The 26,267-nt window shown below is 69.5% G+C and carries 21 protein-coding genes; 9 read left to right on the top strand and 12 right to left on the bottom strand.

Annotated elements, in window-relative coordinates; all coding sequences use genetic code 11:
- Positions 1 to 47: 47 nt before the first annotated feature.
- The 5 genes from AVP41_RS05635 to AVP41_RS05615 all read right to left on the bottom strand — a co-directional run bounded on the left by AVP41_RS05635 (position 48) and on the right by AVP41_RS05615 (position 6,286).
- Entirely contained in the window at positions 48 to 1,646 is a 1,599-nt protein-coding gene (locus tag AVP41_RS05635; RefSeq protein ID WP_231902669.1) for a sensor histidine kinase, read from the bottom strand.
- Between the two features lie 156 nt (positions 1,647 to 1,802).
- Entirely contained in the window at positions 1,803 to 2,495 is a 693-nt protein-coding gene (locus tag AVP41_RS05630) for a response regulator transcription factor (protein ID WP_067161918.1), read from the bottom strand.
- Positions 2,496 to 2,571: 76 nt separating this feature from the next.
- Entirely contained in the window at positions 2,572 to 4,215 is a 1,644-nt protein-coding gene (locus AVP41_RS05625) for a DNA repair helicase XPB (protein WP_067161914.1), read from the bottom strand.
- Between the two features lie 66 nt (positions 4,216 to 4,281).
- Entirely contained in the window at positions 4,282 to 6,003 is a 1,722-nt protein-coding gene (locus AVP41_RS05620; protein ID WP_067161910.1) for a helicase-associated domain-containing protein, read from the bottom strand.
- A 1-nt stretch (position 6,004) separates the two neighbouring features.
- Positions 6,005 to 6,286, bottom strand: a complete 282-nt coding sequence (locus tag AVP41_RS05615; protein ID WP_067161906.1) for a multidrug ABC transporter ATPase — start codon at positions 6,284 to 6,286, stop codon at positions 6,005 to 6,007.
- 121 nt (positions 6,287 to 6,407) lie between these two features.
- Here AVP41_RS05615 and AVP41_RS05610 point away from each other — a divergent pair, with 121 nt between their 5' ends.
- Both AVP41_RS05610 and AVP41_RS05605 read left to right on the top strand, forming a co-directional pair.
- Positions 6,408 to 6,791, top strand: coding sequence for a cold-shock protein (locus AVP41_RS05610; protein ID WP_067161903.1), 384 nt, complete (start codon positions 6,408 to 6,410; stop codon positions 6,789 to 6,791).
- Complete coding sequence (locus AVP41_RS05605; protein WP_067161900.1) at positions 6,775 to 7,362, top strand: DUF3027 domain-containing protein; 588 nt, start codon at positions 6,775 to 6,777, stop codon at positions 7,360 to 7,362. Before AVP41_RS05610 ends, AVP41_RS05605 begins: the two co-directional genes overlap by 17 nt.
- A 78-nt stretch (positions 7,363 to 7,440) precedes the next feature.
- Here AVP41_RS05605 and AVP41_RS05600 read toward each other — a convergent pair whose 3' ends face one another.
- The 6 genes from AVP41_RS05600 to AVP41_RS05575 all read right to left on the bottom strand — a co-directional run bounded on the left by AVP41_RS05600 (position 7,441) and on the right by AVP41_RS05575 (position 15,282).
- Entirely contained in the window at positions 7,441 to 9,732 is a 2,292-nt protein-coding gene (locus AVP41_RS05600; protein ID WP_067161897.1) for a glycoside hydrolase family 3 N-terminal domain-containing protein, read from the bottom strand.
- Positions 9,729 to 10,733 carry an ABC transporter permease gene (locus tag AVP41_RS05595; RefSeq protein WP_067161893.1) on the bottom strand — a complete coding sequence of 335 codons (1,005 nt, stop codon included), beginning with the start codon at positions 10,731 to 10,733 and terminating at the stop codon, positions 9,729 to 9,731. The genes AVP41_RS05600 and AVP41_RS05595 overlap by 4 nt, the downstream gene beginning before the upstream one ends.
- Before the next feature lie 3 nt (positions 10,734 to 10,736).
- Positions 10,737 to 11,831 (bottom strand): ABC transporter permease, encoded by a 1,095-nt coding sequence (locus AVP41_RS05590; RefSeq protein WP_067161890.1) that lies wholly within the window; start codon positions 11,829 to 11,831, stop codon positions 10,737 to 10,739.
- Positions 11,828 to 12,655, bottom strand: coding sequence for an ABC transporter ATP-binding protein (locus tag AVP41_RS05585; RefSeq protein ID WP_067161886.1), 828 nt, complete (start codon positions 12,653 to 12,655; stop codon positions 11,828 to 11,830). Before AVP41_RS05585 ends, AVP41_RS05590 begins: the two co-directional genes overlap by 4 nt.
- Complete coding sequence (locus tag AVP41_RS05580; protein WP_067161883.1) at positions 12,652 to 13,476, bottom strand: ABC transporter ATP-binding protein; 825 nt, start codon at positions 13,474 to 13,476, stop codon at positions 12,652 to 12,654. The genes AVP41_RS05585 and AVP41_RS05580 overlap by 4 nt, the downstream gene beginning before the upstream one ends.
- A gap of 141 nt (positions 13,477 to 13,617) precedes the next feature.
- Positions 13,618 to 15,282 carry an ABC transporter substrate-binding protein gene (locus AVP41_RS05575; RefSeq protein WP_067161880.1) on the bottom strand — a complete coding sequence of 555 codons (1,665 nt, stop codon included), beginning with the start codon at positions 15,280 to 15,282 and terminating at the stop codon, positions 13,618 to 13,620.
- Between the two features lie 183 nt (positions 15,283 to 15,465).
- Between AVP41_RS05575 and AVP41_RS05570 the strand changes: the two genes are divergently transcribed.
- The gene (locus AVP41_RS05570) at positions 15,466 to 16,098 is read left to right on the top strand and encodes a TetR/AcrR family transcriptional regulator (protein ID WP_067161876.1); all 633 of its coding nucleotides are present in this window, start codon (positions 15,466 to 15,468) and stop codon (positions 16,096 to 16,098) included.
- Between the two features lie 199 nt (positions 16,099 to 16,297).
- Here the strand turns inward: AVP41_RS05570 and serC are convergent, their stop codons facing one another.
- The gene (gene serC / locus AVP41_RS05565) at positions 16,298 to 17,416 is read right to left on the bottom strand and encodes a phosphoserine transaminase (protein WP_067161873.1); all 1,119 of its coding nucleotides are present in this window, start codon (positions 17,414 to 17,416) and stop codon (positions 16,298 to 16,300) included.
- Between the two features lie 99 nt (positions 17,417 to 17,515).
- Between serC and AVP41_RS05560 the strand changes: the two genes are divergently transcribed.
- The 6 genes from AVP41_RS05560 to AVP41_RS05535 all read left to right on the top strand — a co-directional run bounded on the left by AVP41_RS05560 (position 17,516) and on the right by AVP41_RS05535 (position 26,202).
- Positions 17,516 to 18,223 carry a metal-dependent transcriptional regulator gene (locus AVP41_RS05560; protein WP_067161870.1) on the top strand — a complete coding sequence of 236 codons (708 nt, stop codon included), beginning with the start codon at positions 17,516 to 17,518 and terminating at the stop codon, positions 18,221 to 18,223.
- Positions 18,224 to 18,488: 265 nt separating this feature from the next.
- Positions 18,489 to 19,391 carry a M23 family metallopeptidase gene (locus AVP41_RS05555; RefSeq protein ID WP_067161867.1) on the top strand — a complete coding sequence of 301 codons (903 nt, stop codon included), beginning with the start codon at positions 18,489 to 18,491 and terminating at the stop codon, positions 19,389 to 19,391.
- 440 nt (positions 19,392 to 19,831) lie between these two features.
- On the top strand, positions 19,832 to 20,329 hold the full coding sequence (locus AVP41_RS05550; RefSeq protein WP_067161863.1) for an HNH endonuclease: 498 nt from the start codon (positions 19,832 to 19,834) through the stop codon (positions 20,327 to 20,329).
- 136 nt (positions 20,330 to 20,465) lie between these two features.
- Positions 20,466 to 21,170: a hypothetical protein gene (locus tag AVP41_RS05545; RefSeq protein WP_067162839.1), complete on the top strand. Its 705-nt coding sequence runs from the start codon at positions 20,466 to 20,468 to the stop codon at positions 21,168 to 21,170.
- Between the two features lies 1 nt (position 21,171).
- Complete coding sequence (locus AVP41_RS05540) at positions 21,172 to 22,764, top strand: DNA polymerase Y family protein (protein ID WP_067161861.1); 1,593 nt, start codon at positions 21,172 to 21,174, stop codon at positions 22,762 to 22,764.
- A gap of 33 nt (positions 22,765 to 22,797) precedes the next feature.
- Positions 22,798 to 26,202 carry an error-prone DNA polymerase gene (locus AVP41_RS05535; protein WP_067161858.1) on the top strand — a complete coding sequence of 1,135 codons (3,405 nt, stop codon included), beginning with the start codon at positions 22,798 to 22,800 and terminating at the stop codon, positions 26,200 to 26,202.
- Positions 26,203 to 26,267: the final 65 nt, after the last annotated feature.

Below are 26,267 nucleotides of genomic sequence, written 5' to 3'. Positions count from 1 at the left end.
CGAGCGGATGCCCGACAGAATCCGGGCGTGGGGAGGAGGGGCGGCGGTCAGCTCTCGCGGAACCGCGGGAGCGGCTGCGTCTCGATGAGCAGGTGCTCCTCGACGGGCCGCGCTTGGGCGAGCGGGAAGGAGACCCGGAAGGTCGCGCCGCCCCCCGGGGTCTCCACGACGTCGATCGCGCCGTGCAGAGCCTCGACGATCGAGGCGACGATCGACAGGCCCAGGCCCGAACCGCCCGTCTCCCGGGTGCGGGAGGTGTCTGCGCGCCAGAAGCGCTGGAAGATCTTGTCGCGGATCATCTCGGGAATGCCGTCGCCATGGTCGATCACGGCGATCCAGCCCATCCCGGCCCGTTCGTCCACGCCCACGGCGATCTCGATCGGCGAGTCGTCTGGCGTATAGCGTCGGGCGTTGGTGAGGAGGTTCGTGACCACCTGCCGGATGCGGTTCTCGTCGCCCAGCACGATCGGCGGCGAGAGTGGGCGGGGTGCCGGAGAAGCGGCCTCGACCGTCTCCTCGGGGGCACGTGCTTCCGGCGCCGGCCGGGGACGCCGCCGCAGGATCGACCGCGTCGCATCGGCGAGCGTCGCCGATCGTCGGCCCCGGGCGGACGTGTCCTTGCTCTCCGCGGGCTCGTTCGCGCTGCTCTCTTCTGTCAGCGGCGGCAGCACGAGGGTCTCGTCCACCATCGTCACCGTGCGTCCCGGCGCGGTCACCCGCGTGTCCAAGACCGCGTCGCGGGCGATGGGCCGAAGATCGACGTCGACGATGATGATGTCGCGTCGCTCGTCGAGGCGGGCGAGGGCGAGCAGGTCCTCGACGAGGGCACCCATCCTCACCGCTTCCTTCTCGATCCGTTCCATCGACTGCGCGATCTGCTCGTCACCAGAGATCGCGCCCATGCGGTAGAGCTCGGCGTAGCCGCGGACCGTCACGAGCGGGGTGCGCAGCTCGTGGCTCGCGTCGCCGATGAATCGGCGCATCTGCCGGACCGAGGCGTCGCGCTGACCCAGCGCGTGGTCGATGCGGTCCAGCATCGCGTTGATCGCGGTCTTGAGGCGGCCCACCTCGGTGCGCGTCGAGCTGTCGCCCATCCGCTGGCTGAAGTTGCCGGCCGCGATCGACATCGCCGTCTCTTCCACTTCGCCCAGGCTCCGGAAGGCGAGCGTGACGAGCCAGCGGGTCAGCAGGGCCCCAGCGACCATCGTGAGCACGACGAAGATCGTGTAGATCCCCACGTAGTTGGCCACCGTCTGATTGACGCTCGACAGCGGGAGCGCCACGAGCTGGGTATAGCTGTCGCGCACGCCGGGGATAGGAGGAAGGATGTCGACGGCGGCGTGGAACTTCGTGCCCCCGTTGACAGCCGACAGCTCGAACGGCTCGGTCCCCACGAGAACCGTCTTCTCGAGAGAGAACACCTTGGGCACATCGGGGCGCTGCGTCCCGCCACCGCCCGAGACCACGAGCTCGCCGTCGGGCCCGTAGACGGCGACGTAGAACTGGGTCGCCGTGGTCTGGTTGCGGGTGAAGGTCGGGGTCTCATCGACGACATCGATGTCGAACAGCGTGCTGGTGACATCCGTGGGCGCGAGCTGACGGAGGTTCTGGTCGAGGGCGGCGATCTGCACGTTCCGCAGCAGCACGCCCGTGCCGACGCCGGCGGCGATCAGGCCGATCGCGAGGACGGCGACCGTGACGCCGGTGACTTTGGCGCGCAGGCTCGTACCGCGCCACCATGAGGTGACCCGGTCGGTCTTCGCGCTGGTGCCGGTCAGAGCCGTCCCTTCCGGTGGGGGTCGCTACGCGGTCTTGCCGGTCTTGAGCATGTAGCCGAAGCCGCGCTTGGTCTGGATCAGCGGTTCGGACGAGTACGGATCGATCTTCCGGCGCAGGTAGGAGATGTAGCTCTCGACGATGCCCGCGTCGCCGTTGAAGTCGTACTCCCACACGTGGTCGAGGATCTGCGCCTTGCTCAGGACACGGTTGGGGTTGAGCATGAGGTAGCGCAGCAGCTTGAACTCGGTGGGAGAGAGGTCGATCGACACGTCACCCACGAGCACGTCGTGGGTGTCCTGGTCCATCGTGAGCTCGCCGGCCTTGATGGTCGACTCCTCGTCCGCCTGCATCGTGCGGCGGAGGATCGCCTGGATGCGGGCGACGATCTCGTCGAGGCTGAAGGGCTTGGTGACGTAGTCGTCGCCACCGGCATTGAGCCCCTCGATCTTGTCCTCGGTCTCGTCCTTGGCGGTGAGGAAGAGGATCGGCGCCGTGTAGCCCGCACCGCGCAGACGCTTCGTCACGCTGAACCCGTTCATGTCGGGCAGCATCACATCGAGCACGATGAGGTCGGGTTCTTCTTCGAGGACGGCCGAGATGGTCTGCGCGCCGTTGGCGACGGCACGTACCTGGAAGCCGGCGAAACGCAGGCTCGTGACCAGCAGGTCCCGGATGTTCGGTTCGTCGTCGACGACGAGGATGCGCGGAGCGGTCATAGCCCCATCTTGGCACCGGAAACCATGCGCATGCTGGATATCCCGCGGCGCGCGGTCGAGGCCCCGAGCGTGGTCGTCACGCCGCGGCGAGGTCGTCGGCGTCGAGGATCGTGTAGCTGTAGCCCTGCTCGGCGAGGAACCGCTGGCGATTCTGCGCGAAGTCCTGGTCGACCGTGTCGCGGGCGATGAGGGTGTAGAAGCTGGCGGTGTGACCACTCGTCTTCGGTCGCAGGAGCCGCCCGAGACGCTGGGCCTCCTCCTGGCGCGAGCCGAACGAGCCCGACACCTGGATCGCGACCGATGCCTCCGGGAGATCGATGGAGAAGTTGGCGACCTTCGAGACGACGAGCACCGGAATCCTGCCCTCGCGGAAGCCTCCGTAGAGCTCCTCGCGTTCGTCCACCGGCGTCGCCCCCGTGATCTGCGGCGCGTCGAGCGCCTCGGCCAGGATGTCGATCTGGTCGAGGTACTGGCCGATCACGAGGATCTGCTCGCCGCGGTGCTTGGCGACGAGGTCGCGCACCACGCCGATCTTCGCGTGCGCCGTCGCCGCGATCCGGTAGCGCTCGTCGTCGGCCGCTGCCGCGTACTCCAGGCGGTCGGAGGCGGGAAGGTCCACGCGCACCTCGTAGCAGATGGCCGGCGAGATGAACCCCTGTGCTTCGATCTCCTTCCAGGGTGCATCGAAGCGCTTCGGCCCGATGAGGCTGAACACGTCGCCCTCGCGGCCGTCTTCGCGCACGAGCGTGGCGGTGAGCCCCAGCCGGCGCCGTGCCTGGAGATCGGCGGTGAGCTTGAAGACGGGGGCGGGGAGCAGGTGCACCTCGTCGTAGACGATGAGTCCCCAGTCGAGGGCGTCGAGCAGGGCCAAGTGGGCATACTCGCCCTTCCGCTTGGCCGTGAGGATCTGGTACGTCGCGATCGTGACGGGCTTGACCTCCTTGGCCTGTCCGGAGTACTCGCCGATCTCCTCCGGGGTCAGGCTCGTGCGCTTGAGCAGTTCGTCGCGCCACTGTCGAGCGCTCACCGTGTTGGTGACCAGGATGAGCGTCGTCGTCTTGGTGTCGGCCATGGCGGCCGCCCCCACGAGGGTCTTCCCCGCTCCACACGGCAGGACGACGACGCCGGAGCCGCCCTCGCTGAAGATGTCGACCGCCTTGCGTTGGTAGGGCCGCAACGTCCAGCCGTCCTCGTGCAGCTCGATCTCGTGCGGGGTGCCCGGCGTGTAGCCCGCGTGATCCTCCGCGGGCCAGCCGATCTTCAGCAGCTCCTGCTTGATGTGCCCGCGAGCCCACGCGTCGATGACGAAGAGGTGGGGTGCGGGGTGGGCGATCAGCAGCGGCTGGATGCGCTTGTTGCGCGAGACCTCGGCGAGCACCGCCGTGTCGGTGGAGCGCAGGATGAGCTGGCCGTCGTCGTCGCGCTCGATGACGAGGCGGCCGTAGCGGCCCACGGTCTCGCGGATGTCGAGGGACACCGACGGGGGCACCGGGAACCGCGACCACCGATCGAGGGTGGTGAGCATGTCGTCGGCATCGTGTCCGGCTGCGCGGGCATTCCACAGCCCCAGACGCGTGATCCGGTACGTGTGGATGTGCTCGGGGGCCCGCTCGAGCTCGGCGAAGATCGCGAGCTCGTGGCGCGCGTTCTCCGCGTCGGGATGAGCGACTTCGAGCAGGACGGTGCGGTCGCTTTGCACGATCAGGGGGCCATCAGCCATAACGTGCCAGTCTACCGGCCGCGGCGCGACGGGGGCGCGGGAGTCACCGGAACGTCGCGGGTGCCCTCACCCCGAGACCGGACGGATGCTCACGATGCTCGAGACGGGGAGCGTGCGCTCCACATCGGCGACGCGGTCTCGGCCGCGCAGGCGTCCGCCGCCGAGCCCGGTCGCCTCCATCGTGATCTCCCGGTCGCTCCCGTCGGGAAGGCGCACGACGATCGCGAGGACCGCGTGGGCCCGCACGGCCTGCTCCAGTTCGCGTCCGAGCCAGGCGGAGTCGGCATCGGTGTCGTGGGCATCCCGGAGTCGCGCGAGCACGGGGGCGTACACCTCGCTGGCGGGCTGCGCGGGCGCTTCTGCGGCCACGCGATGACGGTCCAGGACGCGGGGTCGACCGTCGACGTCGACGGCCGTCACCGGGTAGCGTGCGTCGGCGAGCATCCAGAACGTCGTCTCCGGAGCGGAGCGCGTGAGGAGGCCGTCCGCATCCGTCACCAGTCCGAGGGGCCGCAGGGCCTGATCCACCGCGAGGGCCTGGAGGAGCGATCGGTCGTCGGCGGTCACTCGGGTGTTGCCGGCCCCGTCGGGTCCGACCTGCACGTTGCCGTGTCGCCGGGCATTGCGCTCGATCTCGTACACCAAGGGCTGGGGAAGGCCGGTCAATGACAGGGACGAGAGGAACTCGCGCAAGGACTCCGCAGTCTCGCCCGCGGTGAGTGCGGCGCTGAGGCTCTCGGCGGTGAATCGATAGGTGGACGCCTGGGCGCGGGTCTCGCGGTGGGCCATCGACCGCAGCCTCATGTCCAGAGCGGGCTCGAGCGGTCCGGGGGCGATCGCGGTGAGGTCGTTCTGCAGGAAGACGCGGTCGACCTCGATGGGCAGGAGCGCCTGCAGTGCCGCCTCGTCGGCGTCGTGGCCGTCGGCGAGCCCAGCGGCCCACGGGGGCACGGCCCCCTGGGGGCCGATCAGGGCCCACCGTTCGAAGAGCACCCGCCAGCGTTCGGCGCGCTCCGGCCAGGTGGGATCGAAGGGGTAGGCGCCCGCCCACTGCGAGACCGGGATCCACCCTCCGTCGCGAAGGCGCAGTCCCGCGGGCAGGGCGTCGCGGACGCGGCGGGCGACCTCGTGCCAGCGCGAGACGGTGCGCAGGGCGAGCCAGTCGACGCCTCGGGACGTCACGAGCCACTGGCGGTCGGTGCCCGTGACCAGCCCGGCTGCCGCGGAGATGGCCAGCAGCTCGTCGGCCGCATCCGCGGTCTCGACCGCGTGCGCCTCGACCAGGCGACGACGATCGGACGCTCCGAGCGCGCCCGACCCGATCCGCGTCAGGGGGAGGGCGAGCGCCGACTGCAGGACATCGGCGAGCGAGGTGGCCGAGGCGAACGCCCGCTCAGCGGCCTGCGCCGCATCCTGCTCGGCCACCGCCTCGGTCGAACGAGGAAGGTCGGGGTCGGGCGTCAGCGGCGGGCACGCCGTGGCGACCGCGCGGTAGGGATCGCCGTCGGGGGTCACGAGCGCGCGTCGGACGAGCTCGTCGCGCACCGACCCGGGGGTCACGGGTTCGGACGCATCGATGGCCGCACTCAGCGCTTCGGCGGGCTCTCGCGAGAGGCTCGCCAGCCCGCGTGCGACCGATGCCGGATCCAGCAGAGCATCCGCGGCGTCGAAGTAGTCGTCCCAGCCCACCGAGGGAAGGATGCGGCGCTCGTCGAGGAGAGCGGCCAGTGACGCGTCGTCCAGTGTGGCCAGGAGCGTGGCCAGCGTGCGCGCGTCGGGGGCGGCCACGTTAGCCGTCCTTGCCAGCCCGGGCCCTCCGGATGAAGGTCATGATGAGCACCGCCAGCAGCAGCACGAAGGCCAGGATCGGTGCCACGTAGACGAGCAGTCCCACCGTCTGCCAGATCGGCGTCCCGAAGTCGGCTTTCAGGCCGGAGCCGATCATGATGGCGACGAAGCACGCCAGCGACAGGACCAGCAGGCCGAGCGACATGAACGCGAGCACGCGATCGATCCGTCGAACGGGAAGGTCGCCCCCCGACGACGGGGAGGGGGATTTCGAAGTGGCCATCGGGCTCAGCCTAGCGGTTCGCCGCCGTGGCGTAGGCTTGTCGCGGGGCCTGGAACGGCTCCGGTTCCGTCATGCCCGCGCGCCGCTCGCGCGCGGCCCAGCAGCACGCAGCGAGGTTGAGATGCCCACCGGCAAGGTCAGGTTCTACGACGAGGAGAAGGGGTTCGGCTTCATCACGACAGATGATGGCCAGGACGTCTTCTTGCACGCCACGGCGCTTCCCGCCGGAACGGACTCGCTCAAGGCGGGGACGCGGCTGGACTTCGGCGTGGCCGACGGGCGCAAGGGACTCCAAGCGCTCGCCGTGCGGGTGCTGGACGCCCCGGTCAGCCTGTCCAAGCGCAATCGCATGAAGGCCGACGACATGGCGATCGTCGTCGAAGACCTCGTGAAGGTGCTCGATACGATCGGCGGAGATCTGCGCCACGGCCGCTACCCCAGCAACGCGCAGGGCAAGAAGGTCGCGGCCATTCTCCGCAAGGTGGCCGATGACCTCGACGCCTGATCCGACGGAGGAGGCCCGGCCCGCGGAGGCGCTGGCTCCGGTCGATGAGCGGCTGCTCGCCGCTCACGATCTCGCGCGCGCCGCGCTGGCCGAGGTGACCCCCGCCGAGACGATCGGCGACCCCGCCGGATACACCGTCGAGGACGGTGGCGTCGTATCGCTGCGTTTCGCCACGCGTCTTGCCGGCTATCCGCAGTGGTTCTGGACCGTGAGTGTCGCGGTCGTCGAGGGAGCCGATCCCACCGTGCTGGAGGTCGAGCTCTTGCCCGGCGAGGGTGCGCTCCTTGCGCCCGAATGGGTGCCCTGGGCCGAGCGGCTGGCCGAGTACCAGGCGGCACAGGCGGCGTTGGCCGAGGCCGAGGGAGGCGAGGATCCCCTCGACGACGCCGATCAGGGCGATGATGAGGAGGACGAGGGCGACGATCTGTCCGACCTCGACGACCTCGACACCGCGGACTTCGACGACGATGGATCGCCCCTGCTGCACTCCGGCGATCTCGACGGCGTCGACATCGATGAGCTCGACGAGGACGCTTCCGACGACGAGGACGCGTCGGACGACGAGGACTGATGCTTCGCCGCTCGACGACCGGGGTGTCGTCCCGGCCGTCGAGCGGGAGGAGGCGGTCGCCGTGCGACCGCTGGAGCCTCAGACGATCTCGAACGCCACCGCGTGGAGGTCCGCGTCCCGCGAGGAGGGCCCGATCAGCAGCTCGAACGCCCCCGGCTCCACGATCCTGTTCCCAGCCGCGTCGACGATCGTGCAGTCCGCGGCCGGCACCGACACCTCGACGATCGTCGATGCGCCGGGCTCCAGTGCGACGCGCCGGTAGGCCTTGAGCTCCTTGTCCGCCCAGCTGACCGAGGTCACGCTGTCGCGCACGTAGACCTGGACGAGTTCCTCGACCGGACGCTGCCCGGTGTTGTGGACACGGATGCGGGCCCGGACCTCGTCGTCCGCCGACACGACGGGGGTGAGGACCTCGGCCTCGTCGTACTCGACGGTCGTGTACGACAGTCCCTCGCCGAAGGCGTACGCGGGACTCTGCGTGAGGTCGGCGTAGCGGTCGCCGTGCTGGCCCCGGATCTGGTTGTAGTACGTGGGCTGCTGGCCGACGTGCCGGGCGAACGAGATCGGGAGTCGCCCGACGGGTTCCACGAGCCCCCACAGGAGTTCCGCGACGGCACGCCCACCCTGCATGCCCGGATTGGCCGCCCACACGAGTGAGGCGTCGCGGACCGACTCAGGGAGGACGAGCGGCTTGGACGCCAGGAGCACCACCACCAACGGCGTGCCCGTCTCGGCGAGGGCGTCCAGCAGCGCGCGTTGCCCTCCGATGAGCTCGAGCGTCGCCGTCGAGCGTCCCTCACCGACCAGCTCGATCCGGTCGCCGACGACGGCGACCACCACATCGGAGCGACGAGCGGCGTCGACGGCCGCGGCGATCTGTGCGGCATCGGGCTCGGACGCCACGACGATCGGGGGCCGGGGCTGACCGTCGGGGAACAGCGGTCCGAGCGGATCCTCGGCGAGGGTCAGGATCGATGCCCCGTCCGTGTGCTCCACGACCACGTCCTCGGGGACGAGGGCGCGAAGGCCGTCGAGCACCGTGACGATCTGCTCGCGCGGGTGGCCGTCGGAGAGCCAGTCGACCTGGCCGGACGACCCCGCCCAGTCGCCCAGCTGGGTCTGCGCATCGTCGGCGAGAGGGCCGACCACTGCGATCCGTCGGGGTCCGCTTCCCGAGAGCGCGCGTCCGGACTCGTCGGTCGTGCGTCCCGACGCGAGCGGCAGCGTCCCGTCGTTGCGCAGCAGCACGAGCGAGCGGCGCGCCACCTCGAGGTTGAGCTCCGTGTGCTCCGGGGACCCGATCACCCTCCCGATCCGTTCCGGGTCGGGGTGGCGGGGGTTCTCGAACAGGCCGAAGCGGAACTTCAGACGCAGGATGCGTGCGACGGCCCGGTCGATGTCGGCTTCGTCGAGCATGCCTCGCTCGACGGCGTCGAGAGCTCCTTCGAAGAATCGCGGCGTGGTCATGACCATGTCGTTGCCGGCCTTCACCGCCGCAGCCGCTGCGTGCGTGTAGTCGGGCTGCACCTTCTGCTCCCACACCATGCGGCCGATGTTGTCCCAGTCGGTGATGAGGGTGCCGGTGTATCCCCATTCTCCGCGGAGCACGTCGCTGAGCAGCCAGTCGTTGACCGTGATCGGCACGCCGTCGGTGGTCTGATAGCCGAGCATGAACGTGCGGCAGCCCTCTCGGGCGACCCGCTCGAACGGGGGCAGGAACCACGACCGCAGCTTGCGGCGGGAGATGTCCGCTTCGCTCGCATCGCGGCCGCCCTGCGTCTCCGAGTAGCCCGCGAAGTGCTTCGCGGTCGCCAGGATCGCGTCGGGGTCGTCCAAGCCACCGCCCTGATATCCCCGGACCATCGCCGAGGCGAGCTCGCCGATGAGGAAGGGGTCCTCCCCGAACGTCTCGTTGACGCGCCCCCATCGCAGGTCGCGAGCGATGCAGAGCACGGGCGAGAAGGTCCAGTGGATGCCGGTGGCCGCCACCTCCGCCGCCGTGACCCGGGCGACCTGCTCCACGAGGTCCGGGTCCCAGGTGGCGGCCATCCCGAGTTGCGTGGGGAAGATGGTCGCTCCACGCCAGAACGAGTGGCCGTGGATGCAGTCCTCTGCCACCAGCAGCGGGATGCGCAGCCGGGTGCGCGCGGTCAGCTCCGCCGCCTGCATGACCTTCTCGGGAGAGGTGTGCAGGATCGACCCCGCATGGCGGGCGTGCACGATCTCGTCGAGGTCTTCCCGCGCGTCGAGCTGGAGCATCTGGCCGACCTTCTCGGGAAGCGTCATCCGCCCGAGGAGGTCGGCGACGCGTTCCTCGGCCGTCAGAGAGGCGTCGAGGTAGGGCGCGTGGGTGAGGTCGACGGTCGTCATGAGGCGGTCTCCTGAGTCGGCTGAGGGGAGGTCGGGCGGACGGCCGTGACGGCGTCGTTGACGCTCAGGCCCTTCTTCTTCATGGCGCGTGCCCGCTCGCCGGCGGAACGCAACCGCGGGTTGACGTATTCGTCGATCCCGAAGTTGATGAGCGAGAGAGCGACACCGATGGCGGCAATGCACAGGCCGGGCGGAAGGTACCACCACCATTGATTCTGACGGAACGCGCCTTGCGCGCCGGCCCAGTTGAGGATGGTGCCCCAGTTGTACGTCGTCACCGGGATCACGCCGATGTACGACAGGGTCGTCAAGCCCAGGATCGCGGCGGTGACGGTGCCGACGAAGCTCGCGGCGATCAGTGCCATGAGGTTGGGGAGCATCTCCACGGTGATGATGCGCCGCAGCGGTTCTCCGTTGGCGCGTGCCGCCTGGATGAAGTCGCGATTGCGCAGCGACATCGTCTGGGCGCGCAGTACGCGGGCGCCCCATGCCCAGCCGATGAGCCCCAGCACCCCGGCGATGAGCAGGAGCGGCGGGTCCTCGAACACGGAGGCCACGATGATGATCAGGGGGAGGCCCGGGATCACCAGGAAGACGTTCGTGAGGGCCGACAGGCTTTCGCTGCGCCACCCCGTGAGGTACCCCGAGACGACGCCGACGACGATCGCGATCAGGGTGGCGATGATGGCGGCGAGGAACCCGACGACGATCACCCCGCGCGTGCCGTGGATCACCTGGCTGAGGACGTCCTCGCCGATGTGGGTCGTGCCGAGCCAGTGCTGCGCCGAGGGAGGCTGGAATCGTGCGGTGTGGTCGACCTTGGTCGGTGAGTAGGGTGCCAGCACGTCGGCGAAGATCGCGACCAGCACGAAGAACCCGAGGATCGAGAGCCCCGCAATCGACTTGGGGTTGCGGAACATCGCGAACGCGGAGCCGAGGCGCGAGCGCCACGTGCTGGGCGTGCCGGAGGTGGTCGGCGTGCCAGAGGGGGTGGGGGTCATGGGTCAGGCCTCCGATTGACGGGTGCGCGGATCGAGGAAGGCGTAGGCGACGTCGGCGAGGACGTTGGCCACGAGCACCGAGAGGGTGATGACGAGGAAGACGCCTTGCATGAGGGCGTAGTCCTTCGCGTTGGTGGCGTCCAGCAGCAGCTTGCCGACACCGGGGTAGCTGAAGACCATCTCCATCACGATGGTCCCGCCGACGATGAAGCCGATCGACAGGGCGAAGCTCTGGATCTGCGGCAGCACCGCATTGCGGGCGGCATAGCGCCACAACACGCGCCGGTTGGGCATGCCCTTGGCCTGGGCCACGGTGATGTAGTCCTCGTCGAGCACCGTGAGCATCATGTTGCGCATGCCCAGCATCCACCCGCCGAGCGAGGCGACGATGATCGTCAGCGCCGGGAGAGTTCCATGATGGATCACCTCGCCGATGAACTCGGCCGACCACTCCGGTTTCACGCCGACGCCGTAGGCCTTGCCGATCGGGAACCAGCCGAGGTTCACCGAGAACAGGGCGATGGCCAGCAGCCCGAGCCAGAAGTACGGGATCGTGCTCAGGAATGTCGTGATCGGGATGAAGACGTCGAGCTTGCTTCCGCGCCGCCATCCGACGATCGCGCCGCCGATGGTGCCGATCGCGAACGACATGATCGTCGCGAAGCCGACGAGCCCGATCGTCCACGGAAGGGCCTGGCTGATCACCTCCGTGACCGGGCGGAGGCCGTGGAGCAGCGAGACTCCGAGGTCGCCGCGCAGTAGCAGCGCCCAATAGTCGACGTACTGCTGCAGGAGCGACTTGTCGGTGTCCAGGCCCAGGAGGGCGCGCAGTGCTTCGGCAGCCTCGGGGCTCACGTTGCGGTTGCGCGCCAGGTACTGGTCGACCGCGTCGCCCTTCATCAGCCGCGGAAGGAAGAAGTTGATCGTGATCGCGGCCCAGAGGGTGAACAGATAGAACGCCGCCCGTCCGCCCAGGAAGCGCCAGGGGATGCGGGAGCGCCCCTTCACGGCGGCCGTGGCGGTGGTGCCGAGTTCGAGCGGGTCGGCCGGGGAGGGGACGAGCTCCTCCGGTGGCAGCTGGGGTTCGACGGCGGTCACAGGTCACCTCCGAGGGTGTCGCGGCGTTCGGGCGTTCCCGCCGCCGCGGCGAAGTGGCGCTCGGGATCGGGAGAGGCGGCGCGCAGCTCGCGCGTATAGGGGTCCTGCGGACGCAGGATCACGTCGTCGGCGGGGCCGCGTTCGACCACGCGTCCCTGATTGAGCACCATGATCTCGTCGCTGAAGTGGCGCGCGGTGGCGAGGTCGTGCGTGATGTAGAGCACGCCCAGCCCCTCCTCGCGCTGGAGATCGGCGAGGAGGTTCAGGACACCGAGGCGGATCGAGACGTCGAGCATCGACACCGGCTCGTCGGCCACGAGCAGGCGCGGTCGGGAGGCGAGGGCGCGGGCGATGGCCACCCGCTGGCGCTGCCCGCCGGAGAGCTCGTGCGGGCGACGGTCGATGACGGCGTCGGGGGAGAGCCGGACCCGCTCCAGGAGACGCCGGACCTCGTCTTCGATCTCGGCCTTGGGCACCACCGCGTCCAGACGCAGGGGGCGCTCGATGTGGTAGCGGATGGAGTGGTACGGGTTCAGGGAGGCGAACGGGTCTTGGAAGACCATGCGCAGCTGCTGGCGGTATCGCCGGAGCCCCGCTCCGTGGCGCGGGATCGGAGCGCCGTCGAGACGCACCTGCCCGCTCGTGGGCACCTCGAGCTGCGTGAGGATCTTGGCGATGGTCGACTTGCCGCTTCCGGATTGGCCGACGAGGCCGATCGTCCGCCCGGATTCGAGGGTGAAGCTCACCTGATCCAAGGCGCGGATCTGACCGGCCCCGCGCACCGAGTAGATCTTCGTGACGTCGTCGAACTCGAGGAGGGTCATCGCACCACCACCCCCTTCTCTCCGGTCAGGCGGGGGAAGGAGGACAGCAGCGTCTGGGTGTACTCGTTCTGCGGATCGGTCCAGATCCGCTCCGCCGTGTCCAGTTCCACGATCTCCCCGTCCCGCATGATCGCGATGCGGTCGCTGATCTCCAGCAGGAGCGGGAGGTCGTGGGTGATGAAGATCACCGAGAAGCCGAACTCGCGGCGCAGCTCGGATATCTGGCGCAGGATCTCGCGTTGGACGAGCACGTCCAGCGCGGTGGTCGGCTCGTCCATCACCATGAGCTGCGGACGCAGGGCCAGCGCCATCGCGATCATGACGCGCTGTCGCATGCCACCCGACAGTTCGTGGGGGTAGGAGCGGATGCGCTGACCGCCCACCTTGACGATCTCCAGCAACTCGACGACGGCCGCTCGTCGCTCCGAGGACGACATCGAGGGCCGGTGCACTTCGAAGACGTCGGCGAGCTGGGAGCCGATGGTCGCGACGGGGTTCAGCGCGTTCATCGCGCCCTGGAACACCATCGAGATCTTGTCCCAGCGGAACCGCAGCATCTGCTCGGGATCCAGGGCGTTGATGTCGATCGTTTCGCCCGACGCATCGTGGAACAGAACCGATCCGCTGGTGATCACGGCCGGCGCCTTGAGCAGGCGCTGCACGCCGTAGGCGAGGGTGGTCTTTCCGCAGCCGCTCTCTCCGGCCAGACCGAGGATCTCGCCGCGTTGCAGGTCGAGGGTGACGTCGTTGACCGCCCGGACCGGCGGATCGACATCGTAGGCGACGGAGAAGTCGCGAATGGACAGCAAGGTGTCGCTCATCGTGGGGCGTACTCGCTTTCGTGGTGACGAGGAAGACGGGGCGCGCGGGCAGGGAGCGCGCGGACGGGGAGCGCGCGGGCGGGGCTCGAGAAGATGCGTGCGGCGGGGTGGACGCCATCGCGCCCACCCCGCCGGTGCGGCTTACTCGGCCGGCTTCAGCTTCGTCAGAACCTGGACGATGCCCGGCTGTGTCGGGTCGGCGGAGGCGTACTGATCGTCCTCCGACGGCCATCCCACGTAGTTGCGGGTGTTGAACTCGCCCAGCAGCGGGTGGGACCCGAGCGGGATGGCGGGGACGGTGTCCACGAACGCCTTCTGCATCACCGCGAGCGCGGCCTGGCGCTCATCGTCCGACGACGCGTTCGCGTAGGTGTTCAGCGCCTCGGTCACCTTCGGGTCGTCGAAGCGGCCGAAGTTGAACTGCGCCTTGTCGTCGACGATCCACTTCGGGTCCATCGTGGAGGTGTACATGCCGTAGGCGTTCCCGGTGTCCTCCAGCCAGTGGATGATCGCCTGGAACGTGCCCTCCTGGCGAGCGGCGTCCCAGCCGCCCCAGTCGGGCTGGTCGACCTTGACCTCGATGCCGAGGGCCTCGTCGAGCTCTTCGGCGATCAGCGCCTGCTCCGTGTTCCAGTCGCTCCACCCGGCCGGCACCGAGATCGAGAACGAGACGGCCTCGCCGTCGGGGTCGATGAGCTTCTCGTCCTTCCACGTGTAACCGGCATCGGTGAGGATCTGCTTGGCCTTGTCGACGTCGACGGAGTAGTTCTGTCCCTGGTACTCCGGGAGGATCTCGCTGCTGAGCACGTCGCCGAGACCGGTGACGCTCCACACCGGTGCGCTCGCGCCCTCGCGAGCGATGTCGACGTAGGCCTGACGGTCGATCGTCCACGCCAGCGCCTGGCGCAGGGCGACGTTGTTGAAGGGCTTGGTCTGCAGGTTCATGAAGAGCGTCCCCGCGCCCGCGGTCGGCGAAACGAGGAACTGGTTGTCCTCGTCGGCCGAGAGGTAGCTCGACTCGATCTGCGGGATGAAGGCCTGCGCCCAGTCGGCGTCGCCGGAGACGAGAGCCGTCGTCAGCGCGGCGTTGTCGCCGTAGGACACGTAGTGAAGCTCCGGGACCGCGAGCTCGCCGCCCCAGTAGTCGGGGTTGGCCTTGAGCGTCACCGACTCGGTGGTCCAGCTGTCGAGGACATAGGGGCCGGTTCCCACCGCGAGCCCGTCGCCGCTGAGCGGGTCGGTGTTGGGGTCGTCGATGTTCTCCCAGATGTGCTTCGGCACGATCGGAGTGTGCAGCACCCGGGCCTGGGCCGTGTACTTCGAGTTCTTGAACGACAGCGTGATCTTGTCGCCGTCGACGGTCGCGCCCGTGTAGTTGAGGGCGCCGGTGTCGGCCAGCGTGCCGTTGAGGTACTGGTCGAAGGTGAAGACGATGTCCTCGCCGGTGAAGTCGGTGCCGTCGCTCCACTTCACGCCGCTGCGGGGGACGACCGTGAGCTGGGTGTAGTCGTCGTTCCACTCCACCGATTCGGCCAGCCACGGCGTGGTGCCGAGGTCGCCGGTGGGGTTGACGAGGGCCAGCGGCTCGAAGATCACCTTCGCATAGCCGTACTTCGAGGCCGAGGAGTCGCCGAGGTAGGGGTTGTGGGACTCGGTGGTGATCGCGCCGTCGGGCTTGGCGATCGTGAGGGCGGCGCCGGGCTGGCCGGAGTCGCCGGTGTTCTGGTCGCCGCTTCCGGCGGCGCAACCAGACAGGACGAGAGCCGCGGCGAGGCCGGCGGCGGCGAGGGAGGTTCTGAGCCTCATTGCATCTCCTTCATACGTGGGGTCCCGGCGCCGGGTGTCCCCTCGAGAGGAGTGCAGACTCGGCGCTGAGCGTGATTGCGTAGTTAACTTACAATCAAGTAAGTAAGTACACAACCCCTCGCGAAACCAGGCCGGGGGCACTGCGTAGACTCTGATCCGACAACTCGAGAGGGGGATCCCGGCATGGTCGATCACCGTCGTCAGCCGCGCTCGCGGCCGGAGACGATCGCGCGCCGCCGAGAGATCCTCGACGCCGCCGTCGACATCTTCGGCGCCAAGGGATTCACGGGCGGGACGCTGCAGGACATCGCCGATCAGGTCGGGATGACCCACGCCGGGATCCTGCACCACTTCGGCTCCAAGGATCAGCTCCTGCTGGAGGTCTTGGTCCATCGCGACCAGACCGATGTCGCCGACCTCGAGGGGCAGCACATCCCCGACGGCATGGATCTGTTCCGCCACCTCGTCAAGACCGCGCTGGACAACTCCCAGCGCGCCGGGATCGTGCAGGCCTACGCCGTGCTGTCCGCCGAATCGGTCACCGACGACCATCCCGGGCGGGCCTACTTCGAGGGGCGCTACCGGACCCTGCGTGCCGAGGTCGACGCCGCCTTCCGGCTCGTGTGCGCCGAGCGCGGGATCGAGGCGCCGGCCGTCATCGACGATGCGGCGGCGAGCATCCTGGCCGTCATGGACGGACTCCAGGTGCAGTGGCTCCTCGAGCCGACCGCGGTCGACCTCGCTCGTGCGTCGCAGTTCGCGATCGAGTCGATCGTCTCCGCCGTCCTCGACCCCCGGCCCTCACCCCTGGTCTGACCCGCGGCGGCCGTGCCGCCGCGCCTGTCTCCCGCGCGTCACACATGTCACAACGGCGGACGTGCGCCCCGACACGCCGTCATCCGCCGCCGACACGCCGCCAGCACGCCGTCATCCCCGCCGTTGTGCACGACGGGGATGACGAGCGGAGAGACCCGCGGAGGAGCGGCGGTGTCGCGGAGGCGCGGCGGCGACGGGGTCAGCCGTTCAGGTGCTCCACCGTGTACTGGATGCACTTGACGAGCTGGCGCACGTCGTCGGGCTCGATCGAGACGAACGTCGCGATGCGCAGCTGGTTGCGGCCGAGCTTGCGGTACGGCTCGGTGTCGACGACGCCGTTGCTGCGCAGGCTCGCGGCGACGGCGGCCGCGTCGACCGTGTCGTCGAAGTCGATCGTCACCACGACGGGCGAGCGGTCGGCGGGATCGGCGACGAACGGGGTCGTGTACGACGTCTCCTCCGCCCAGGCGTACAGCGCGTTCGAGGACTCCGCCGTGCGGGCAGACGCCCATCCGAGTCCGCCGTTGCCGGTGATCCACTCCAGCTGCTTGTCGAGCAGGTGGAGTGTCGCCACGGCGGGCGTGTTGAGCGTCTGATTGAGGCGCGAGTTGTCGAGCGCGTTCTTCAGGCTGAGGAACTCGGGGATGTAGCGCCCGGACGCCGCCACCCGCTCGATCCGTTCGATCGCGGCGGGGGACACGGCAGCGAACCACAGGCCGCCGTCCGATCCGAGGTTCTTCTGCGGGGCGAAGTAGTAGACATCGCTCTCCGAGACGGAGAAGTTGATGCCGCCGGCCGCGCTCGTTGCGTCGATCACGGTCAGCGCACCCTCGTCGCCCGCCACGCGTCTGATCGCCGCGGCGACACCCGTGGAAGTCTCGTTGTGCGGCCAGGCGTAGACGTCCACGCCCTCGACGGGCTCGGCGGCGACGCTGGTTCCCGGCTCGGCCGTGCGGACGTCCGGGCTCTGCAGCCACGGGGCCCCGGCGGCGGCGGCGAACTTGCCGCCGAACTCGCCGAACACGAGGTTCTGCGCGCGGTTCTCGATGAGTCCGAACGCGGCGGCGTCCCAGAAGGCCGTCGACCCTCCGTTGCCCAGGATGATCTCGTAGCCGTCGGGAAGGCGAAGGAGGTCGGACAGTCCCATGCGCACCTGGCCGACCAGGTTCTTCACCGGGGCCTGACGGTGCGAGGTGCCCAGGAGGACCGACCCGGGGCCGGCGAGCGAGGCGATCTGCTCGGCGCGGATCTTGGACGGGCCGCAGCCGAAGCGACCGTCGGAGGGCAGGATCTCGCGGGGGAGGGTGACGTGGGCCATGGACCGATTCTAGGGTTGGCCGCCGGGGCTGGGCGGCCAGGGGCCGTCACAAACGGATAGGCTGGAAGCGCACCCCAGAACCGCGCGACGAGGCCTGCCATGACCGATCTGATCGACACCACCGAGATGTACCTGCGCACCATCCTCGAACTCGAGGAAGAGGGCATCGTTCCTCTGCGCGCCCGCATCTCGGAGCGTCTCGGTCACTCCGGTCCGACGGTCTCCCAGACCGTCGGACGAATGGAGCGCGACGGTCTGGTCGTCGTCTCCGACGACCGGTCGCTGGAGCTCACCGACGCGGGTCGCCAGAAGGCCGTGGACGTCATGCGCAAGCATCGCCTGGCGGAGCGGCTCCTGAGCGACGTCATCGGGCTCGACTGGGCCTACGTCCACGAAGAGGCCTGCCGCTGGGAGCACGTCATGAGCGAGCTCGTCGAGCGTCGCCTGATCGAACTGCTCGGCCACCCGACCGAATCCCCGTACGGCAATCCCATCCCGGGGCTCGACCAGTTGGGCGACCTTCCTGCCCGCACCTTCCACGACGGGGTCGTCGGACTGGTCCGGGCCCTGCAGGCAGAGGAGGGCCCCATCGAGGGAACCGTCCGCCGCCTCGCCGAGCCCGTGCAGGTCGACCCCGAACTGCTCGAGCAGCTGCGCGCCGCCGGCGTCCTGCCCGGTGCGAGCGGTCGGTTCCGGTTCAGCGAGGGGTACGTCCTCGTGCAGATGGAGGGCCGGGAAGACGGCTTGGAGCTGCCCGTCGAGGTGGCCTCGCACATCTTCCTCACCGAGGTCGCGGCGACCGTCTGAGCGTTCGCTCACCCGTCCGCGACCCTGGGTATCGGCGCAGAACGTCGCTGTCCGAGTGTCTGATGCGTGACATATTCGTTACCTTCCGGTAGCCTCGGTACGTCCGACGGCGAGAAGCCCGCCACAGGACCTCCGCACGGAAAGCCTTGATGGTCCGTCGTTCGTGCGGTGAAGCCCGTACATCTGTGCCCGACACAGTACGACGAACACTGCCGACGGACCCGCCTCACCCGGCCTCGGGAGATGCGAAGGCCGGGAGGAAAGTTTGGCCGAACAGTTCGATTCGTCGAAGGAACGACCCGAGTCCGAGACGACACCTGCCGAGACCACCCCTGCCCCGCGTGGGCGCGGACGCCGCCTCATCCGATCACGGGCCGTCGCCACGACGTCCGCCGCCGGAGCGAGTGCGCCCGTCCGCCGTCGTCCGGCGCCGGCACGCACCGCTCACCCGGTGCGCACGTTCCTGACGGTCACCGCCGTCGCAGGGATGGTCGCCACCGTCGCGATCCCCGCCTTCGCCGCCGCCCGTGGCGAGAACGCGGACGCCGTGACGTTGCAGCAGGTCGCCGCGGAGAACGCGCAGTCGCTCGTCATCGGCTCCGAGGCCACGCCGGAGGCCCTCGACCGTGGCGGATACTCGGCCACGACGCCCGAGGAGATCGAGAAGAAGAAGCAGGAGGAGGCGGCCAAGGCCGCCCTCGCTGCACGCGTCGCGTCGCAGTCGCGCACCTCCTCGTCCTCCTCGGTGAGCATGTCCGTTCCCGAGACGATCGCCGCGGCGGGAGACGTCGTGCGTCCCCTCACGTCGTTCAACAACTTCGGCACCCCCTACGCCGGTCACAAGGGCACCGACTACATGGTCGGGCGCGGAACGCCCATCTACGCGATCGCCGACGGGGTCGTCGTCGCCTCCAGCGAGAGCGGCCCCGGCTGGGGTGTGTACGTGAAGATCGCCCACAACATCGGCGGCAAGAGCGTCACGTCGCTCTACGCGCACATGCTGTACGGCAGTCGCCGCGTCTCGGTCGGTCAGACCGTGTCGGCGGGTCAGCTCATCGGCCAGGTCAGCGACACCGGACGCGCGTTCGGCACGCACCTCCACCTGGAGATCCGGCTCAACGGCGGGTACGTCAACGCCGAGTCCTGGCTGCGCGCCAACGTCGGCTGACGTCATCCGCGCCCCTCGACGGCGCCGACATCGGTTCTCGCGTGCCAAAAGCAGGCTGAACCGTGAGCAGAGCTCACCGGACGCCGTTCTCGTCCGGTTCGGCCTGCTTCTGGAGCGGACTGGAGGTGCCTGGCAACCGACACGCGGCTTCCGAATCCTCGCGCGATGGGGCGGACCGGTCTCGCCGTGCATTAGCCTGATCCCGACGCCCGCGCGAGCGGAGGGGGAGCAGATGGACGCAGTACCCCGCATTCGAACCGTGAATGCGCTCGGTCGCTATGTCCTTCGGCATCGTGTGCACGACTGCCGCGACATTCGTCGCGGATCCAAGGCGCTGTCTTTTTGACGGCGCCTTTTTCGTGCCCGCACCACTCCGATCGCGCAAACGTCGCACACCGAACAACCGCTGAAGCCGTCACGGCAGTTCGAGAGGACACCGAATGCGCACTCTGGTGCTGAACGCAGGATACGAACCCCTGGCCGTCGTCTCGTTCAAGCGAGCGCTCGTGCTCGTCATGAACGACAAGGCCACCGTCATCGAACGTGTCGACGGAGATCCGGTGTGGGGGACGCGGGGTGCCTTCGACCGCCCCGCCGTGATCCTCCTCACCCGATACGTCCGGGTGCCCGGTGCGCGTCGCGTGCCCGTCACGCGCCGCGGAGTGCTCCGGCGCGACGGGCATCGGTGCGCGTACTGCAGCAAGGGCGCCTCGACCATCGACCACGTGCTGCCGCGGTCCCGCGGGGGAGCGGATTCGTGGGAGAACCTGGTCGCCTGCTGCCTGCGGTGCAACAACGCGAAGGGCGACCGGACGCCGCAGGAGATGGGCTGGGAGCTGCGTTGGGTGCCGCAGCCTCCCCGGGGAACGCAGTGGACGGTGCGCGGCACGGAGCGCAGCGATCCGGTGTGGGAGCCCTACCTGGCCCTGGCCGCCTAGCCTCCCCTCCGCAGGAGTCCTCCGCCCCGACGCCGGTGTCGGTGGTCGTCCCTATCTTCGAATCCATCATCTTGAGTCGTTAGAACAAAAGTTCTAACCTGTCGTGGTGGGGGCGAGAGTGCAGAGTGTTGTGGCCGTGACGGGCGACGTCGATACGTCGCTCGACACGGTCCGCGCGCTGCGAGCCAAGGTCGAACAGCTGCAGGGCCGCTCGCTCGACACCCCTGTGCTTCCCACGCACCCCGCGCTCGCTGCCCTTCTGCCCGGGCGGGGGCTCCGCTCCGGCGCCTCGTATGCGCTCGGAGCGTCCATGTCGCTGTTGTCGGCGCTCCTGGCCGCGCCGTCCCAAGAAGGATCATGGTGCGCCGTCGTGGGGATGCCCGAGTTCGGTGTGGAGGCGGCGGCGCACGGAGGAGTGGACCTCTCTCGGCTGGTGCTGGTTCCCGATCCGGGTCCGCGGTGGCTCGCGATCACCTCGGCGATCGCCGAAGTGATCCCGGTCGTCGCCCTCCGCCCTCCCGGTCGCGCGCGCGATGCGGAGGTCGCGCGGCTCTCCGCCCGCATGCGCGATCGCGGCACCGTTCTCCTGGTCCAGGGGCCCTGGCCGCAGACCGAGGCGATGATCGCCGTGGACGAGGGGCAGTGGTCGGGACTCGGCGAGGGGCACGGGCTGCTCGCCGCGCGAGAGCTCACGGTGACGGTGAGCAGTCGCCGCTTCCCCGTTCCCCGGCAAGAGCGCATGCTGCTGCCGTCGCCCGACGGGCGACTGGCCCCGGTCGCCGAGGGCCGGAGCCGCATCCGTAGCCCGCAGGATCTCGCTCCCCTCCGATCGGCGGTGTGAGATGGAACCGTTCCCCGCCGATGCCGCGCCCGTCCGCAGCCTGGTCCTCTGGGTGCCGGATTGGCCCGTGGTCGCGACGACCCGCGACGGCGAGTCTCCCCTCGATGCGGCGGCTCCGATCGCGGTCATCCACAAAGGGGCCGTCTTGGCGTGCTCGGCGGCGGCCCGTGCCGACGGAGTGCGGCGGGGGCAGCGTCGCCGCGATGCACAGGCGCGATGCCCCGAGCTGCTCGTCGTCGATGCCGATCCGGTGCGGGACCACCGGGTGTTCGCGCCATTGGTCTCCCGAGTGGAGGACCTCGCTCCGGGAGTGCAGTTGCTGGCCCCGGGGCTGTGCGCGCTGCGGGCTCGGGGACCAGCGCGGTACTACGGGGGAGAAGCGGCGGCGGCGACCGCACTGGCGGGCGCACTCATCGAGGAAGGCCTCGTCGATGTGCGGGCGGGGGTGGCCGACGGACCCTTCACCGCCGAGCAGGCGGCCCGTGCCGCCACCCGTCCGGGCGAGCCGGTGCGGATCGTGCCACCCGGTGAGGCGGCGACCTTCCTCTCCCGGCTCCCGATCTCCCAGCTCGACGACGAGGACATCGTCGATCTCCTGGCGCGTCTCGGAGTACAGACTCTCGGGCAGTTCGCCGCCCTCCCGGCGGAGCGGCTCGTGGAGAGGTTCGGCCCGCGCGGCGCGCGCCTGCACGCCCTGGCCGCGGGGGCGGACTCCCGTGCCGTCACCCCGCGGACGCCCCCGCCCGAGCTCCACCGGGAGGTGGACTTCGAACCTCCGCTCGACCTGGCCGAGCAGGTGGCGTTCGGCACGCGTATGGCCGCCGACGCGTTCATCACCGGGCTGGGGGCGGTCGACCTGGTCTGCACCGAGCTGCGGATCGTCGTGACGGGCGAGCGCGGCGAACGCAGCTCACGGGTCTGGCTTCATCCCGGAGCCTTCGACGCGGCGGGGGTCGTCGACCGGGTGCGTTGGCAGCTGGCCGAGCAGGCGCTGCGCAGCGCCGTCGCACACGTCCGCCTCGAGCCGGAGCGGGTGGAGGCGGCCGCCCATCACGTTCGCGGTCTCTTCGGATCAGGTCCCGAAGAACGGGTGCACCACGCGTTGTCCCGGGTGCAGGCCATGATCGGGCACCGCGGCGTGCTCACCCCCGCTCTCGGCGGCGGCCGGTGGCTGCGGGAGCGGCAGGTGCTCGTTCCCTGGGGCGACCGGGTGGAGCAGGGGAGCGTGACCTCCGGAGCGGGGGCGGCGCGTCCGGGTTCCACCCCGCCGAGGCCGTGGCCCGGGAGCCTTCCCGACCCGCTGCCGTCGACGGTTTTCGTCGAGCCGGCGCCGGTCGATGTGATCGATGCCGAAGGCGACATGGTCGCCGTCGATGCACGGGGCGAGCTCACCGCCGAACCCGCTGCGCTGGTGATCGAAGGGAGGCGGCGGGAGATCGGCACGTGGGCCGGTCCGTGGCCGATCGTCGAGCGCGGATGGGATCCCACTCGCGCCCGTCATGCCCACCGGTTCCAGGTCGTCGACGTCGTCCAGACCGCGTGGCTCCTGGTGTGCGAGGCCGGGGTCTGGCATGCGGAGGGCCGTTATGACTGAGCGGCGTCCTCGGCAGAGGGCGGGGAGCGTCTGATGGGTTTCAACAATCCGGCGGTCTCCTGGTCGGAGATGGAACGGGTGCTCTCGGGCCGGCCGGCCCTCAACGGCGGAGACGGCCCTGCCTTCTCGCGCAAACGACAGAAGTACCAGGCTCCGCCGATCGTCCGCCCTTCCGACCCCGTTCCCTACGCCGAACTGCACGCCCACTCGTCGTACTCGTTCCTGGACGGGGCGTCCTCACCCGAGGAGCTCGCCGAAGAGGCGGAGAGGTTGGGGCTCTACGGGCTCGCGGTGACCGACCACGACGGCTTCTACGGGATCGTGCGCTTCGCGGAGGCGGCGGAGCAGCTGCAGGTGAAGACCGTGTTCGGAGCGGAGCTCTCCCTGGGGCTGTCGCGCGTGCCGCAGGGAGAACCCGATCCGGAAGGAACCCACCTCGTGGTGCTCGCGCGCGGTGAGGAGGGATACCACCGTCTCGCCTCCGCGATCACCCATGCGCAGCTGACCGGAGGGGAGAAGGGGCGGCCGGTCTACGATCTCGCCGATCTCTCGGCTCGGGCGGAGGGCACCTGGGAGATCCTCACGGGATGCCGGAAGAGTTCCGTTCGACGTGCGCTCGCCCTCAGTGCGGCCGCGGCGGCCGACGAGGTCGACCGGTTGGTCGGGCTCTTCGGGCGTGATGCGGTGTCGATCGAGCTCATCGACCATGGCGCCCCGACTGATACACGAGACAACGACGTGCTCTTCGGGATCGCCCGCGAACGCGGGCTGTCGGTCGTGGCGACCAACAACGTCCATTACGCCGTTCCCGACCGGGTGCACCTCGCCGCGGCGATCGCCGCGGTCCGGGCCCGGCGGGGGATGGACGAGCTCGACGGATGGCTGCCCGCGCACGCCAGCGCCCATCTGCGGTCGGGAGCGGAGATGGCGCGTCGATTCCGGCGGTATCCCGGAGCGGTGGCACGGACGGTGACTCTGACCGACGAGCTCGCCTTTCCCCTCCGGCGCGCCAAACCGGCCCTGCCGAAGCTCACCGTCCCCGAGGGGGACACGCCGATGTCGTGGTTGCGTCATCTCGTGTGGGAAGCAGTGCCCCGGAAGTACCCCGATGCGTCCGCGTCGGATCGGGCTCGCATCGAGCGGGAGCTGGTGGTCATCGAGCAGAAGGACTTCCCCGGGTACTTCCTCATCGTGCACGGGATCGTCCAGGAGGCCAGGCGTCGCGGCATCCTGTGTCAGGGGCGCGGATCGGCGGCCAGCAGCGCCATCTGCTACCTGCTCGACATCACTGCGGTCGATGCCATCGCCTACAACCTGCCTTTCGAACGGTTCCTCTCCGCTCTGCGCGACGAGGAGCCCGACATCGACGTCGATTTCGACTCGGACCGGCGGGAGGAGATCATCCAGTGGGTGTACGAGGAGTACGGCCGTGACCGCGCCGCGCAGGTGGCCAACGTCATCCAGTACCGTCCGAAGAACGCGGTGCGTGATATGGCGCGCGCTCTCGGGCATTCGCCCGGGCAGCAGGACGCTTGGTCGAAGCAGGTCGAGAGGTGGGACGGGACGTTCGAGGCCGCCGACCACGACATCCCCGAACGAGTGCTCCAGTATGCGGGCGAACTGCTGAAGGCTCCTCGTCATCTGGGCATCCACTCGGGCGGCATGGTGCTCACCGATCGTCCGGTGGGGGAGGTGGTGCCCATCGAGCATGCCCGCATGGAGAACCGGACCGTCATCCAATGGGACAAGGACGACGCCGCCTGGATGGGACTCGTGAAGTTCGACCTGTTGGGGCTCGGCATGCTCGCGGCGCTGCAGTACTGCTTCGACATGATCCACGAGGCGACGGGGGAGGAGTGGGAGCTGTCGACCATCCCGAAAGAGGAGCAGGGGGTCTACGACATGCTGTGTCGTGCGGACTCGATCGGTGTGTTCCAGGTCGAGTCGCGCGCGCAGATGGGGCTCCTGCCCCGACTGCAGCCACGACGGTTCTACGACCTCGTGATCGAGATCGCCCTGATCCGGCCGGGACCCATCCAGGGCGGCGCGGTGCACCCCTACGTCCGCCGGAAGCTCGGACGGGAGAAGGTCACCTACGCGCACGAGAAGTTGATCCCGGTGCTCGAGCGCACCCTCGGGATCCCCGTCTTCCAGGAGCAGCTCATGCAGATGGGCATGGCGGTCGGGGATCTCAGCGGTGAAGACGCTGACCTCCTTCGCCGGGCGATGGGATCCAAGCGTGGGGTCGAGAGGATCGATTCGCTCAAGAAGAAGCTCTATGCCGGCATGGAACGGCACGGCTTGGTCGGGCAGGCCGCCGACGACATCTACGCCAAGGTGCAGGCGTTCGCGAATTTCGGCTTCGCCGAGAGCCACTCCTTGTCGTTCGGTCTCCTCGTCTACGCGTCGTCGTGGCTCAAGCTCCACTACCCGGCCGCGTTTCTGGCTGCGCTGCTGCGGGCGCAGCCGATGGGCTTCTATTCGCCGTCGTCACTGGTGTCCGATGCGCGGCGGCACGGGGTGACGGTGCGGCGCCCGGACCTGCATGCCTCGGGGGTGAACGCCGGGATGGAACCCTTGGCCGGGGACTCCCGGGACGGTGAGCGAGGGTCGTCGGGCGAGGTGCGACGCCCGACGGGACGGGATTCGTGCGCCGCCCGCCGACAGCCCCCGGTGCCCCCTTTCGACGCCGATGCTCCCGATGAGAGTGCCGCGCACCGCCGTGACGGTGCGTTCGCGGTGCGGCTGGGGCTCACCTCGGTCTCGGGGATCAGCGCGGCGCTGGCCGAGCGCATCGTGCGCGCTCGCACCGAAGAGGGGCCTTTCCGCGACCTCCGCGACCTCGTCAGACGCACAGGTGCCACGACGGCCCAGCTCGAAGCGCTGGCGACGGCAGGGGCGTTCGAGTCGCTCGGCATCTCGCGACGGGAAGGCATCTGGCTCGCCGGCGATGCCGCGCAGAACCGCGCGGAGTTCCTGGAAGGAACCCTCGTCGCCGTCCAGCCGCCGCTTTTCGGAGACCAGAGCAGCTACGACATCCTCGCTGCCGATCTCTGGGCGACGGGGATCTCCACCGACGACCACCCGCTCGCTCACTACCGCTCGCAACTGGACGCGCGCGGAGTGCTCACCTCGGTGGGCCTTCGCACCCACGAGGTGGGCAGGAGAGTCGAGGTGGCCGGGCTCGTGACGCATCGGCAGCGGCCGGCGACCGCCTCCGGGATCACCTTCCTCAACCTCGAAGACGAGCACGGCCTCGTCAACATCGTCTGCTCGGCCGGCGTCTGGGGGAGGTTCCGGCGGGTGCTGCGCGACTCTCCCGCCCTCATCGCGCGGGGCATCCTGGAGCGTTCGCCCGAGGGGGTCACCAATCTCGTCGCCGACGCTTTCGAGGATCTGCGGGTGGGGGTGACCCACCGCTCGCGGGACTTCCGGTGAGGCTCCGGCGGCGGTCCCTCCGACGGGCCGGCCACCGTCCCGTCTCCACGCACAGGAACGCCCCG

Origin of the sequence: Microbacterium sp. TNHR37B (genome assembly GCF_001620065.1) — a bacterium.
Lineage (GTDB): Bacteria > Actinomycetota > Actinomycetes > Actinomycetales > Microbacteriaceae > Microbacterium.
The sequence above is the reverse complement of the archived record's forward strand: the minus strand, read 5'-3'. Positions and strand labels throughout refer to the sequence as shown.

Coding starts and splice junctions, on each gene's coding strand:
- AVP41_RS05595 (WP_067161893.1), bottom strand. CDS start 10,733: ATGACCCCCACCCCCTCTGGCACGCCGACCACCTCCGGCACGCCCAGC.
- AVP41_RS05630 (WP_067161918.1), bottom strand. CDS start 2,495: ATGACCGCTCCGCGCATCCTCGTCGTCGACGACGAACCGAACATCCGG.
- AVP41_RS05625 (WP_067161914.1), bottom strand. CDS start 4,215: ATGGCTGATGGCCCCCTGATCGTGCAAAGCGACCGCACCGTCCTGCTC.
- serC (WP_067161873.1), bottom strand. CDS start 17,416: ATGGCCCACGTCACCCTCCCCCGCGAGATCCTGCCCTCCGACGGTCGC.
- AVP41_RS05605 (WP_067161900.1), top strand. CDS start 6,775: ATGACCTCGACGCCTGATCCGACGGAGGAGGCCCGGCCCGCGGAGGCG.
- AVP41_RS05585 (WP_067161886.1), bottom strand. CDS start 12,655: ATGACCCTCCTCGAGTTCGACGACGTCACGAAGATCTACTCGGTGCGC.
- AVP41_RS05575 (WP_067161880.1), bottom strand. CDS start 15,282: ATGAGGCTCAGAACCTCCCTCGCCGCCGCCGGCCTCGCCGCGGCTCTC.
- AVP41_RS05570 (WP_067161876.1), top strand. CDS start 15,466: ATGGTCGATCACCGTCGTCAGCCGCGCTCGCGGCCGGAGACGATCGCG.
- AVP41_RS05615 (WP_067161906.1), bottom strand. CDS start 6,286: ATGGCCACTTCGAAATCCCCCTCCCCGTCGTCGGGGGGCGACCTTCCC.
- AVP41_RS05540 (WP_067161861.1), top strand. CDS start 21,172: ATGGAACCGTTCCCCGCCGATGCCGCGCCCGTCCGCAGCCTGGTCCTC.
- AVP41_RS05580 (WP_067161883.1), bottom strand. CDS start 13,476: ATGAGCGACACCTTGCTGTCCATTCGCGACTTCTCCGTCGCCTACGAT.
- AVP41_RS05560 (WP_067161870.1), top strand. CDS start 17,516: ATGACCGATCTGATCGACACCACCGAGATGTACCTGCGCACCATCCTC.
- AVP41_RS05535 (WP_067161858.1), top strand. CDS start 22,798: ATGGGTTTCAACAATCCGGCGGTCTCCTGGTCGGAGATGGAACGGGTG.
- AVP41_RS05550 (WP_067161863.1), top strand. CDS start 19,832: ATGCGCACTCTGGTGCTGAACGCAGGATACGAACCCCTGGCCGTCGTC.
- AVP41_RS05600 (WP_067161897.1), bottom strand. CDS start 9,732: ATGACGACCGTCGACCTCACCCACGCGCCCTACCTCGACGCCTCTCTG.
- AVP41_RS05610 (WP_067161903.1), top strand. CDS start 6,408: ATGCCCACCGGCAAGGTCAGGTTCTACGACGAGGAGAAGGGGTTCGGC.